This window comes from Bacillus sp. 205(2023) (assembly GCF_037027485.1).
GTDB classification, from domain to species: domain Bacteria; phylum Bacillota; class Bacilli; order Bacillales; family Bacillaceae; genus Bacillus; species Bacillus halotolerans.
Map to the genome: position 1 here is coordinate 1,039,722 of NZ_JAXCHF010000001.1, position 13,144 is coordinate 1,052,865.

Annotated in this window: 12 protein-coding genes and 2 pseudogenes; 4 read left to right on the forward strand and 10 right to left on the reverse strand. The window is 40.8% G+C overall.

The features are described from left to right. Positions 1-143: 143 nt before the first annotated feature. Positions 144-794 carry a VOC family protein gene (locus WA325_RS05330; RefSeq protein ID WP_336183289.1) on the reverse strand — a complete coding sequence of 217 codons (651 nt, stop codon included), beginning with the start codon at positions 792-794 and terminating at the stop codon, positions 144-146. A gap of 425 nt (positions 795-1,219) precedes the next feature. Here WA325_RS05330 and WA325_RS05335 point away from each other — a divergent pair, with 425 nt between their 5' ends. Then, a complete protein-coding gene (locus WA325_RS05335; RefSeq protein WP_105990326.1) occupies positions 1,220-1,570 on the forward strand; it encodes a CotD family spore coat protein in 351 nt (116 codons plus the stop codon). A gap of 195 nt (positions 1,571-1,765) precedes the next feature. On the opposite strand, the gene WA325_RS05340 is transcribed toward WA325_RS05335, so the two are convergent. From WA325_RS05340 to WA325_RS05350, 3 genes and pseudogenes are all read right to left on the reverse strand, one after another. After that, on the reverse strand, positions 1,766-2,044 hold the full coding sequence (locus WA325_RS05340) for an HPr family phosphocarrier protein (RefSeq protein WP_105953541.1): 279 nt from the start codon (positions 2,042-2,044) through the stop codon (positions 1,766-1,768). A 134-nt stretch (positions 2,045-2,178) separates the two neighbouring features. Beyond that, positions 2,179-2,400 (reverse strand): annotated as a pseudogene (locus WA325_RS05345) (aldo/keto reductase); the annotation flags it as partial. A 45-nt stretch (positions 2,401-2,445) separates the two neighbouring features. Further along, positions 2,446-2,862, reverse strand: coding sequence for a MerR family transcriptional regulator (locus WA325_RS05350; protein ID WP_105990325.1), 417 nt, complete (start codon positions 2,860-2,862; stop codon positions 2,446-2,448). A 103-nt stretch (positions 2,863-2,965) separates the two neighbouring features. On the opposite strand from WA325_RS05350, the pseudogene WA325_RS05355 reads away from it, so the two are divergent. From WA325_RS05355 to yraA, 3 genes and pseudogenes are all read left to right on the forward strand, one after another. Beyond that, a pseudogene (locus WA325_RS05355) lies at positions 2,966-3,112 on the forward strand (gamma-carboxymuconolactone decarboxylase); the annotation flags it as partial. A gap of 251 nt (positions 3,113-3,363) precedes the next feature. After that, positions 3,364-4,413, forward strand: a complete 1,050-nt coding sequence (locus tag WA325_RS05360; RefSeq protein ID WP_105990324.1) for an NAD(P)-dependent alcohol dehydrogenase — start codon at positions 3,364-3,366, stop codon at positions 4,411-4,413. A 186-nt stretch (positions 4,414-4,599) separates the two neighbouring features. Further along, complete coding sequence (yraA, locus tag WA325_RS05365) at positions 4,600-5,109, forward strand: cysteine protease YraA (RefSeq protein ID WP_069487145.1); 510 nt, start codon at positions 4,600-4,602, stop codon at positions 5,107-5,109. A gap of 97 nt (positions 5,110-5,206) precedes the next feature. Here the strand turns inward: yraA and WA325_RS05370 are convergent, their stop codons facing one another. The 6 genes from WA325_RS05370 to WA325_RS05395 all read right to left on the reverse strand — a co-directional run bounded on the left by WA325_RS05370 (position 5,207) and on the right by WA325_RS05395 (position 12,984). Beyond that, positions 5,207-7,243 carry a GH32 C-terminal domain-containing protein gene (locus WA325_RS05370; RefSeq protein ID WP_336183290.1) on the reverse strand — a complete coding sequence of 679 codons (2,037 nt, stop codon included), beginning with the start codon at positions 7,241-7,243 and terminating at the stop codon, positions 5,207-5,209. Positions 7,244-7,383: 140 nt separating this feature from the next. Next, complete coding sequence (gene levG, locus WA325_RS05375; protein ID WP_105953536.1) at positions 7,384-8,211, reverse strand: PTS fructose transporter subunit IID; 828 nt, start codon at positions 8,209-8,211, stop codon at positions 7,384-7,386. Between the two features lie 19 nt (positions 8,212-8,230). After that, complete coding sequence (levF, locus tag WA325_RS05380; RefSeq protein WP_044154405.1) at positions 8,231-9,037, reverse strand: PTS fructose transporter subunit IIC; 807 nt, start codon at positions 9,035-9,037, stop codon at positions 8,231-8,233. A 4-nt stretch (positions 9,038-9,041) separates the two neighbouring features. Next, the gene (locus WA325_RS05385; RefSeq protein ID WP_326139794.1) at positions 9,042-9,542 is read right to left on the reverse strand and encodes a mannose/fructose/sorbose PTS transporter subunit IIB; all 501 of its coding nucleotides are present in this window, start codon (positions 9,540-9,542) and stop codon (positions 9,042-9,044) included. After that, positions 9,542-9,982 (reverse strand): PTS fructose transporter subunit IIA, encoded by a 441-nt coding sequence (gene levD, locus WA325_RS05390; RefSeq protein WP_059335489.1) that lies wholly within the window; start codon positions 9,980-9,982, stop codon positions 9,542-9,544. The genes WA325_RS05385 and levD overlap by 1 nt, the downstream gene beginning before the upstream one ends. A gap of 191 nt (positions 9,983-10,173) precedes the next feature. Then, on the reverse strand, positions 10,174-12,984 hold the full coding sequence (locus WA325_RS05395) for a sigma 54-interacting transcriptional regulator (RefSeq protein ID WP_248337309.1): 2,811 nt from the start codon (positions 12,982-12,984) through the stop codon (positions 10,174-10,176). Positions 12,985-13,144 lie beyond the last annotated feature (160 nt).

The following is a 13,144-nucleotide window of genomic DNA, read 5'->3' on the forward strand; positions in this document are numbered from 1 at the left end:
ACCATCAAACAGGTATATGAGAAGTGCCATTATTACTGAATTTTCCGACAGATGAGAGGGTAAAATTTGGGAATATAGGGATTGCAATGCAAGCCGAAATAATGCATGAAAGATATGTCACACACCACTTAAAAGCTTGATTACTAATCAAAATTTTTGATGATCCCTCGGTCAGTTTCCATCATGAGTGGTGCATCTATACTGTATTTATCCGAGAATATCCATCTTCTTCCGACAGGACCTAATAAAATATAGACTCCTTCTTTATACTCTCCCATGAAAAGTAAATGATTTTTTGAGAAAGGTTCATCATCTCTTTGCCGAATTCCCAGCTTTAAAAGGTAATCAAAACATTCTTTAACATGATTTGTAGATAAACCAATCTCGCTTATCCCTATTACATTGTCGGGCGTGAATTCTTTTGACTTCGTTTCCGGAGAGGTTTCTAATCGAGAAATAAACTCAACAATATTACCTGCAGGATCTTCAAAATATATCGATCTTGCCTTTGCATTTGCAAAATACACTTCATCGTCACCATCTTCTTCAAGTAAATCAACCTTCTTTTTCAGCCATTCTTTAGCTTGTGCGAAAATATTCGAATGGATATTAAACGCAAAATGATAGTAATAGCGATTCACTTCGTCTTGATGCAAGGTTAAGATGCTTTCTCCCACTTGAAATGTGGCTAATGTATCAGTTAACGCCAGCCTTTTAAATTGAAGGATATCTTTATAAAAGCTTACAGTTTGATTAAAATGAGAAACAAATATTTCAAGATTTTTTATTTTCACTATTCATCCCCCCTCTCTTAATATATCTAAAATGAGAAACAAATTCTTTCTACATTTAGCTTATTTAAGCTACATCATTAGACTGAAATATAGAACCTCCTGCACTTGTTTTTCATTCACATTTCGTAACTTTAAGGATACATACTATGCCTCTTCTATCAGCCAGCAGCCGTAGGCTCTCCATTTTTATAGCTTCAGTCACATTGTTATCTGAAACCACTTTCTGAACTCGTTACCAATGTCATGACTTACTCGTTCTAGTTTTCTAAATCAAAATGACAGAAAACTTTGTCCCCTTTCTTGTCATGCTCATCGAAACCCTAAATAATAGCGGATTTTTTATAATATGAGTTTCTTGTCTAAGACAACCTTTTTTCTTTCATAACTTATATTGTAAGACAAGATTTTTTGAGAGGGTGATTTTGATGAGCTGCAGCAACGGTGGGTTTAGAAGTGTAGACGAATTCATGTTCGGCTCTCGTCGCGGGAACAACGGTACCAATGGCTTCAATGGTTTTAATGGGGGCAATGGAGGCAACAATGTAGAAACAATTGTTTCTCCCACAAGAAATGTTGTAAATACAACAACCAATGAACGTACTGTTAGACGTGTTCAGCCGACTCACATTGTTAATGTTAATAGAAATGTTACAAGAGTAGAAAATTACTATCCAGTGACACAATCTACAGAGAATGAAAATATCGTTGAGGAATATGATTGTGGAAATGACTTAAGATATCCACGCTGTAAACCAGTAAAAAGATGGAATAGGTAATCATTCAGTAAAGATTCATTTTAGGCATCCTTATGAATGCCTTTTTTATTACCCTCCCCTTTCCAATTATAAGATTTTCGGCTTTAAAATGAGTTGGTTTCTTTTGAAGATAAGCAGTTAAACAAAACGCTCGTATAAAAAAGGGGGACTTGGAGCGAGTCCCTGAAAATGATAAAAAAAGAGAGGTTTTCTTCCTCATTTCTTTGTGAACTTGTTTTTTTGCAAATGATCTTCTAACGCTTGTAAAGCCTCATACTCGTCAACGCCATTAACTCTTATCTTAATGTGGGTATTAGGTTTAATTCCTAGTGACATCACATCAATGAGGGACTTGGGTGTATTTTTCAGATCGACAGATTCCCCTTGATATTCAAGATATATACTGGAGCTGAATTGACAAGCCGCACGCACTAACAAGGCCGCTGCACGGGCGAAGCCTGTACTCGCGATAATTGTATACTGTTTTTCTATCATTCTCCCTGCTCCTTAGGCCTGAAATTCCCTTAAGGAATTGGAATAGGCCAGTTTTTATTCTTAAGCCCTCTATTCTTTCTCTCAATCCGAAAGCGTAGTATCTTGTTGATTAGCAATATCGTTTTCGACCATAATTAATGATGACCAACTATTCGGTGAGGTACATATGGTTCTTCTAGAAACCTAACTTCTTCAGGCGTCAATTTAACTGCAAGAGCACCTACGGCATCTTCAAGGTGTGACATTTTTGTAGCACCAATAATAGGAGCTGTTACAGGCTCTTTCTGCAGCAGCCAGGCAAGCGCGATATGAATACGGGGAACACCGCGTTTTTCTGCGATTTCCCCTGCTCTTTTATGATAAATGTTAACAAAGAAGGAATTGTTTAATTCATTCTAGCCTTACTGGTACTTATCCATGAAAACACTTTCCGTTTTAGGTCTGCTTTTGAGTTTGTCCTCATTTTCGCGCAATTTCCCATCATAATCCTCGATTTTTTTATTTAATCTTTTTATTGTTTCATCAATTTCTTTCCGCTTTTCTATCAATCGCTGTCTTTCGTCAGCCAGGATATTTTTGCGGGCTTCTACTGTTCGGTCTCCTTCAGTAAATAAGGTTGTATATTCAATTAACGCTTCTATCGTTAGTCCAGCATTTCGCATGCATTTGATGAATTCAACCCATTTGATATCTTCTTCATCATAATCGCGGATTCCGCTTTCTTTTCGTTTTACCGGCGGGATCAATCCAACACGTTCATAATATCTGAGCGTTGCGGCTGTTAGGCCAAACTGCTTTGCCACTTGCGTAATATTCATATTTTTCACCTCTTTATCCTGCTGTTTTTGAAGATAACACTTAAAGTTCACTTTAAGTCAAGAAGAAACCAAGTTTAAACTCTGACGTATTTCTCAATCTCATTCTTCAGGAGATGTCATGAATATTCCGCCGCACGTAAAACATTGGCATGGCGCAACAAAAGACAGTTGATTTGTGCATTTAGCCATTACTCCTGGAGAGACGGACTGGTTAGAGCCTGCTCATGATGAATGGTATGATGCATTATAAAATGAACGCATCGAGTCAATTGATTCGATGCGTTTTTTTATATGAGCGGCCGTACAGAATTTGCTTAAGTGTTAAAAAAGCATTATTTCTTCAATCATTGTGTTTACTCTTAATCTTTTATAAAAATATGTTTCTAAAAAAACTCTTGCCTTAAAGTGGACTTTAAGGTTTAAAGTGATGTTGAACACACATGACAAACACCAAGTGACATGTTCTTATCTGGAAACTGACTATATGAAAGGAAGGTCTGTATGTGTAATCATTATAAAACTCGTGTATTAAGTGTACCAAATGCTAAAGCGAAATTTGAACAGACTACAATTGAAAGAAGAGAATTACGGCCGCACGACGTCTTAATCGACATTAAGTTCAGCGGTATTTGCCATTCCGATATCCACAGTGCGTTCGATGAATGGGGCGGAGGAATTTTTCCGATGGTTCCCGGTCACGAAATCTCCGGAGTTGTGGAGGCTGTGGGAGCAGAAGTCACAAAATTTGCTGTCGGAGATCGCGTTGGCGTCGGCTGTTTTGTTGACTCCTGCGGAGAATGCGAATACTGCCTCAGCGGTGAGGAACAGTTCTGCACTAAAGGTGTTGTCCAAACTTATAATTCACTGGACTATGATGGAAATCCGACGTATGGCGGATACAGCCAAAAAATCGTTGTCACTGACAGGTTCGTTGTTCGGATACCGGACAGTTTGGAGATGGATGTTGCCAGCCCTCTACTGTGTGCAGGGATTACAACATATTCCCCTCTAAAACACTGGAACGTCGGCCCAGGCAAAAAGGTTGCGATTGTAGGGGTCGGCGGGCTTGGTCATTTGGCGATTCAATTTGCGCATGCTTTGGGTGCAGAGGTAACCGTCCTGAGCCGCTCTATGAATAAGAAAGAGGAAGCCCTTGAACTAGGGGCTGACCATTACTATGCAACCAGTAATCAAGCTACATTTATTGAATTGGCCGGGCGTTTTGACGTAATCTTAAATACAGTATCCGCGAACCTTGATGTAGATGCCTATTTATCAATGCTTCGGATAGACGGAACACTTGTGAATGTAGGGGCACCGGCCGAGCCGGACAAATATAGTGTATTCTCCTTAATCATGGGCCGCCGCAGCCTAGCGGGTTCTCTTGTCGGCGGAATTCCAGAAACACAAGAGATGCTTGATTTCGCTGCTCAGCATGGCATTGCACCTAAAATTGAGGTGATTCGTGCCGATCAAGTGGATGAAGCATATGAGCGTGTTCTTCGCAGTGATGTACGCTATCGATTCGTTATTGATATTTCTACATTATAAGTCGGAATAGTTGTAAAAGGTGGGGTAGCCTCGTTTTGGCGGTGATGTTACCATATGAAAACCATAAAATCTATAAAACAACCCTTTCGCAGGACTCTTACGAAAAACATCTCAAGCAAATATTTTGAAGGACGATGAACCTGCCTGTTATTCTATGGTATATAGGAATTCATAGGAGGTATAAATATGAGCAAAAAAATCGCTGTTCTCGTTACAGACCAATTCGAAGATATCGAATATACAAGTCCGGTAAAGGCATACGAAGAAGCTGGCCATAGCGTCGTTGCCATTGATTTGGAAGCAGGCAAGGAAGTTACCGGTAAACATGGCGAGAAAGTGAAGATCGACAAAGCGATCTCCGACGTAGATGCAAGTGAATTCGATGCCCTATTGATTCCTGGAGGATTTTCCCCAGATTTGCTTCGCGGAGATGACCGGCCGGGTGAATTTGCGAAAGCATTTGTAGAAAATGAGAAACCTGTTTTCGCTATTTGCCACGGCCCGCAGGTACTCATTGATACGGATCTTCTGAAAGGCAAAGACATCACTGGCTACCGCAGCATTCGCAAAGACTTGATCAACGCTGGTGCAAATTACAAAGACGAAGAAGTAGTCGTCAGCCACAACATTGTAACAAGCAGAACACCTGATGATTTGGAAGCATTTAACCGCGAATCATTGAACCTGTTGAAATAAGAAAAAGGCACAGACTGTTTGAGTCTGTGCCTTTTTTTATAGAGAAAGTGTAAGAATCTCAATTCCCCCTTCATTTAAAATGCCTCTTTTGTCTTTTCTAATCAGCCTTTGCGCTGACATTCTGGAAGGCTGCTGTAGCATCCCAAACGTTCAAGCCAAATTGACCTTCTGAGAATGCAGAATCTTCAGCATCTATGACTAGACGGTCATCCAAATATATTTTAAAGTGAGCGCCATGAGCCACAGTTTTCAGATGATATTTTTTATTTATATCTATCGGTGTTTGGTGTTCGGCAATAACAGAGGCAATCCCGTCCTCAAATTTAAAAAATTTCACAAGATCATGTTTCGCATCCACATTGGCTACATAACCGTTTTGTGCGTCTTTATCAGAACGAAACACAAGAGCCCCTGCCCCTTTTCCGTTCCCATCCTTAATGATTATATCGGATTCATAAGTGAAGTCAGCTCCTGATGCTGAAGACATCATGAAGGAATCGCCGTCTGATCGTCCTTGTTTTCCATCAATTGTGTCGGCCCACGTACCGTTTACAGTTGTCCAGCCAGTCAAATTGGATATAAACGGTGACGCTCCCCATGCTTTTTTTAAAGGATGAATCGTGAGGGAGTTTACCTTAGCACGGCCATTAATAGCATATAATTCAAGACCTTTGCTTGATCTATCCGGAAGAATGATGTCAGTCAACACCTGTTGCCCGTCATTACCAAATACTTCGACTGAAGAGCGGTCAACAAAAATACGCATTTTAATCTTTCCATTTACCGGCTTCAGCGGAGCTGCTTGCTTCCCAGTGTTAAAGGTTGGATTAAAGGTGACATTTCCGGATTGGCTTCGGTCAACGAACAGTTTGCCGCTCTTTTGATGATAACCGATTTTTGTATATTGATTTCTCCCTGTTCGAACCTTAAAACCGAATTCAGAAGCCGAACCTGGATTCACTTGAAACTCTGCATTCATTTCATAAGCATCTCCAGATATACCCGCCAATACATTACTGCTTTCTGGCGATATAATCTTATTTTTCCACTTCTGCGCGGCTCCCCTGATAGATTGCAGCTCTGTTACTGGTGTTTGAATAACTCTGATCCCTCCAGAAAGCGCTTTCAATTTTACTTCTCTTGGAATAGTCGTTGCACTTCTCCATGGAGATGTAGGAACATCGTTGGCATATTGCCAATTGCTCATCCACCCTAGCCAAAGCCGCCGTCCATCTGAAGAAGGGACATCGGACCAAGAAACAGCCGCATAAAAGTCTTTACCATAGTCAGTCCATAATACTTTGTCTGACGGGTTTTCGTTCTTGAAAGTTGTTCCATCAAAACTTCCTACAAAATATTGCATGCCTGATCCTCCTGAAATCGCACCGTTTCCGACACTGACTTGCATCACCCATTTCTTTTGTTTCGGATTGCCGTCTACAGGAAGCTCAAATAAATCCGGACATTCCCATACGCCTCCATGACTTCCTTGTCCTTGACCAAACTCACTTGCATATGTCCACTTCTTCAGATTTTTTGATGTATAAATGAGAATTCGGTCACCAGCTGCCAGGACCATCACCCACTTTTTATCTTCTTCATACCAAAACACTTTCGGATCGCGAAAATCTTTTTTTCCCGGGTTTGGAATGACCGGATTACCTGAGTATTTCGTCCACGTTCTGCCTTTATCATTACTATAGGCGACGCTTTGCACTTGGCCGTCTTCATGATCCTGCGTATATATAGAGACAAGCGGCTTCTCCTTTCCGGTTTGAAAACCGCTTGTATTATTCCAATCGACCACTGCGCCCCCGGAAAAAATTGTGCCTTTTTCATCAGGTGACAGCGCTATGGGAAGGTGCTTCCAGTGAACTAAATCCTTGCTTACTGCATGGCCCCAATGCATCGGCCCCCATTGCAGACCGTATGGATGATGCTGATAAAACAAATGATACTCCCCTGCATAATAAACCATTCCGTTTGGATCATTCATCCAGTTTGCCTCTGGTGTGAAATGATATTGAGGACGGTAATCCTCATCATAGTAGCTTGAATCGGCTGCACTTACTGGCAGTGCCATAGTAAACAGCATGGTGAATAGGATCACGACTTGAATAAGCTTCTTTTTCATTCTGATTCTCTCCTCTCTAACATATAAAAACATTCAAGAGAGACATCTGCACGAGTGATCCGTGATAAAAGCTGTATCGAATGATGAAGAGGTTATGAGAAAGACTTCGGCAGGTTCTCCCCTTTTTACCCGTTAAGCGCTTATGCCAGAAATCCAGCCCAATAGCCAAGAATACCGATCACAAATATGCCAACTATAATTAGGAGAGGATTTACTCCTTTTCGCAGCATCCATGCCACTAATAAAGTCAATCCTAAAGGCAGCGCCCCCGGCATAATGCTGTCTAAAATATTTTGCACAGTTTGAACGTCAACTTTTCCGTTATCATCTTTAATTCTTGAAACAACGATCGGGATGTTGATGGTGGTCCACTTGGAGACCAAAGCCCCCATCACAAATAACCCGAGGATGGAAGCACCTTCTGTCAGTTTTTGAATACGATTCCCTGCTAGATCCTGCAGAATCTCCATCCCTTTTACATAGCCATACTTTAAACCGTAATATTTTGTGGTTAATCTGATGGCATTCAGCAGAAAAAAGAACAGCAGAGGACCGGCAATGTTTCCGCCTAAAGCAAGAGAAGCCCCTAAAGCAGCCAATACGGGACGTACGGTTCCCCAGAAAATAGGGTCGCCCACACCCGCTATCGGGCCCATTAAACCGATTTTCATCCCGCTTATTGCTTTCCCGTCAATTCCTTTATTGTTCGCCATTTCTTCTTCCATGGCAGCTGTCACCCCAAATATGGGTGCGGACAGCCACGGGTGTGTATTAAACCATTCCAAGTGGCGCTGTAATGCTGCGTTTCTTTTCGCTCCCGGACCGTACAATTTTTTTATCGCCGGTATCATCACATAGCAATATCCCATTGCCTGCACACGTTCAAAGTTAAATGAGCCGAGCAAGAAATTCGAACGGATAAACATACTGAAAATGTCTTTCTTTGTTAATCTTTTTTCTTTCTCCAATTTTCATCCCCCCTCGTTCTTATGCATCAAGATCGTCATCATCATCATAGACAGCTGCATTGCTGCCGTCTGCGGCTGCGGCAACTGCCCCGTGGGCGCTATTTTTTTGCATAACCTGCTGGTATAAAAGCGCCAGACAGAGACCAAGAGCGCCAAACCCTACTAAATTGAAATCGGTAAACGCTGCCAACAAAAAACCAATATAGAAAAATGGCTTAAGATAAGGGATATTCATCATATTGATCACCATTGCATACCCCACAACAACAATGATGCCCCCTCCTATTTGCAAACCTTTGGTAATGACTTCCGGAATATTTCCTAAGAACGCCTGAACAGCGCTCACACTGATTAAGGCCACAATCAAAGTCGGTATCATAACACGCAGCGCCTGAAACACCATGGCAGTAATATGCATAATTTCAATTCCTTTGATATTCCCCTCCCTGGCATATTTATCAGCACGGTGAATGAAAAAGACAGTAATCGTTCGGACAAAAATAGTAAGCGCTTGACCTGCAGCTGCCAAAGCAACAGCGACGGCAATGCCTTCACCAATGCCTTGATCAGCGGTAATCACTAAAATGGTTGAAATCACAGAGGCAATGGCTGTATCAGGCGCCATGGCGAGGCCGACATTCATCCAGCCCAGCGCCATCAGCTCCAGCGTTCCTCCTAAAATGATTCCTGTTTTTAGATCACCAAGCACAAGGCCAACCAAAGTGCAGGCAATCAGCGGACGGTGTGTTTGTCCTTCATCCAATACACTTGCAATACCTGTAATGGCTGCAATGATTAACAACAAAATAATTTGTATTGAAGTCATCATCTCATCCCCTTGATGATTTTGTTACATTTCTCAAAATCTCCATAAAGTCTTCACTGGCATCAGAAGGCAGCTGCCTCAATTCCAGTGTGACGCCTAATTCATTTAATGTTTCAAACGCATCTATATCCTCTTCAGTTACGCTGACTGATTTGGTGATTTGCCGGCGATTATTCTCAAAACGCATCCCTCCGACATTTACGGTTTTGATAGGGACGCCTGCTTCTATGAGAGATACAATATCGGATGGGTTTTCAAACAGCAGCATCGCCGTTACCCCTTCGTAGCGCGGACTATGAAACGCCTTTGCCATTTTAGAAATTGATACGGCACTCGCCTTTACATTGGAAGGAGCAACAGAAAGGATCAGGGTTTTTCTCATTTCATCCTGCGCAACGTCATCTGACACAACGATGATTCGGTCTGCTGCATGGACTTTAATCCATCTTGTCAGGATTTGGCCGTGAATAAAGCGGTCATCAATTCTTGCCAATGTAATGTTCATCATAGTTCATCCTCTCTTTTTTCTTCACAAACTGTTTTTGCTTTTTCTAAATGTTCGCTGCAAACTTGAAAGCTTTGCTGACTCATTTTTTTTAAGTGATTCAGCATTTCTTTGAGTTTCATGTGTTCTCTCAGGCTTAATACCTCCAGTAATATCGGCAGGTTTATGCCGGCAGCCATATCCATTCTTTGATCCTTAGCGATGAAGGAAGCCGCTGCGTTATATGGTGTGCCTCCAAAAATATCAACTAAAAAAAGCACCTCATTTTCTTTCGGAATATCCTGAAGCGTCTGATGATATTTTTCTTGCAGCGTTTGGATGCCCTCTCCTTTAAAAAACGGCACCGCTATCAGATGATTTTCTTCACCGAATATCATGCCTGAAGATTCTTTTAATGCTATGGGAAAGTCCCCATGTCCGCTAATAATGACTGAAATCATAACACGTTTGCTCCTTTCCTTTTTCGTACATCCATTTATAATGCAAGTATCGTGCCAAAGAATCTGTGTTAAGCGTTTTCATTTGTTTTTCAGCACATGAAGAAAGCTGATTGAAACACATGTGAATACAAAAATAAACCTGTATTAAAATGGCGTTCCATTTAATACAGGTTTACGGAAAAAAACTGCTTTTAACACATGTGGCCATGTACTTCTTCAGCAAAAATGGCGGCTATAAATAATTTTTCATCATCGCTTATGTTCAGTCCCAATTTTTGTTCATAAGGGATTAATGTTCGCTCTGTCACCTCAAAAATCTCTTTCAGCTGATCGGTTATTTCGTCTTCTTCGGAAAAAGCAATCGGATTCTGTTTAATCACCCTTTCAAAGGCAAAAGCCGTATGCATAATCACTTTGATCATCACTGTGTTATTGAAAATGATGCCTAACTCATCTTGAATGGTCTGAAGCCACTCTAATAAGATTTCTATAATGTGATGGGGGTTCAAAAAAACCAGATACTTTTTCAAACTATCCTCGCAAAGCTCCCGTACAATGATATTTGCGCCCGATAATCCATTACTCATCGGGATGCTGCCTTTTGTGATCGCCTGTTGGATCATCTTCTCTCCTTCTCCTCCAATTAATACCTCCAAAGATACATGCGGAGCATTGATTTTAGGATCTTTTGTTCCTACTGTCGCAAGAATCTCATACTCTTTTTCGATTTCTTTGATGCTGTTTGCCAATTTAATCGATGATACGGTCAATATGTGGATGGGAACATCAGAGGCCTTGTTTACGATCGTTGTTAAGATGTCTTCCAGCTTTTTTGCCGTTCCGCTGCCTGTTGTGCAAATCGAAACCAACGCCCTCTTTTTGCCTGGTGAGGCGGCAGGCTGCCGATCCCATAACTCAATAAAATCCTTTGTGACCGAATCATATATGGCATGTAAATGTAAATTCAGATAGTTCACCTTTCTGACGGCGTCCAGCACCATTGAGGTCGTGACATTGCTGATTGTTTTGATTTTGATGCCTGTTTTTTCTTCAAGCTTGCTTTCCAGCATTGCAAGTGACCCCATATCAACAAGCATTAAAACACCTTCACCTTCATCTACCTGCTGTATTTTCCCCGCTAAGCGCTCCATAATTTCCGCAGGTGAAACAGAAAGGGGCATATCGACGGCCGCAATTGGGGTGCTTCCTAAAAGCTCCGTCGCTACTTCAACCATGGAACTCGCCATGCTATTTCCATGTGCGGCAACCACAATCCCTACTCTTTTGTTTTCTTTTAACGTTTTGATGGAATGAATCAGCATCGTTAAGTAGATGACTTCTATTTCCGGGACGGTTACTCTGAAGTGTTCCTGAATTTTGTCTTTGAATATGAGCGCCACCTGATACTCTTTCACATGGGTATCACGGATTTCATCCGTTTCCTGCGCATTTAAAACATCAATTTGCTTACCGCGTTTTAAAAATGAATCGATATGCATACTTAAAAAATAGATAAATTTACGGTCAAATGTGCAATTCAGTTCTTGTTCAGCAACTTCTTTTAATTGCTTCGTCATTTGAATCACGCCGTCCTCAACAAATGTCAGCAGGTTGTCATTTCGGAACGCGCTTTGATTAAAAAAGCTTCTGACATGCAAATGAATATCCGTTAAAATATATTGGTTTATTTCCTTTTTGGACAAGCCTTCTTTGTTTAACACTTCGACTTTTTCTTCTATCAAATGATACAAATTAAATGATAGATCATCATCAATTTTTGTTGTTTCATCTTCTACTATCGGGGATATGATGGTTGTGATATTGACATATTCAGAAATCGTTTTGCTTCTTTTCATGTTTTTGCTGCTCGACATCCAATCTTGCTTGATTTCATCCGGGAGATCCCGAACGGTCAGTTCAACAACTTCATCTCTGTCAAGATTATGTAAAAATCCATGTGCACAAACTAACTGCACATTTGATTTCAGCTGTCCCACATTCCCAAACTTCGCAGAATGAATCAATGCATTATATACATCGATATGCACACTTAGATTCTTCTTAATACGCTCTGCTTCTTTCCCTAATAAAAACGTTGTGAGATCAACTCTCTCTTTAAGAGATCGTTCTCCCAGCGATGGAATATGAATCGTCATTGGAATTCTTCGCAAAAATGTTTTTAATAGAGCAGAATTAGGGTTTTCGGTAGTTGCGCAAATAAATAATACTTTCGATGTTCTTTTATGTTCAGTTTCTCCAAGACGGTTATAAGATCCGCTGTCGATAAAATAAAACAGCATTTCTTGTCCCTCAGGCGGAAGACGATGAATTTCATCCATAAACAGAATGCCCCCGTCGGCCTGCTCAACTAAACCGGCTTTATCTTCGCTGGCGCCGGTAAATGCTCCTTTCTTATGACCAAATAATTGAGAGAGTAATAATTGAGGATTGTTATAGTAATCTGCACAGTTAAATGTGATGAACGGAGAACCAGGATTCAAAATGTCAGAGTAAATCGCAAACTGGTAAATCCGGTTCGCAAAAAGGGATTTACCGGAGCCTGTCGGTCCTAAGAGAAGCATGTGCAGACCGTGCGGAGGATAAAAAACAGCTGCTTTTGCTTGAGAAATTGCTTTCTTCAAACTGCCTTTTGCTCCAATCATAAGTTCAAGAGGATTCGTAGAAATATTTTGATCGTTCTTTTTTTGATTTTCAGAAAGCCCCTTCAGCTCTTTAACTTCCATTATCTCTGTATTCCATTTTTTGTTGAATGCTCTTTCCACTACTTCCACTGGAATGTACCGCACGGGAAACGTTTTAATTTTTATCACCTTTTTGGACCGCACGAGATTGTTTAATTCAAAACTGACATTGGACCGCTCTATCTTCAATTGCTGAGCAATTTCCTTTGCTGAATTTCCCTGTACCTTTAAAAGATGATCTAAGCTGGAGTCATGAAAATTATGCATGAGCTGATGGTATATTTTATCAATTCTTTTCATCTATAACATCCTTTGTCCTTATTAGTCAAAATTGAAAAAACGGACATCAATTTTTATGCCTTGTACTGAGGATCTCATCTCATTCTATGGCCTTGCGTCCGCACTTGGATTTTCTTTTTCAATATTCTGTGAAATGTTTTTATATGCAGGAACAATAGCA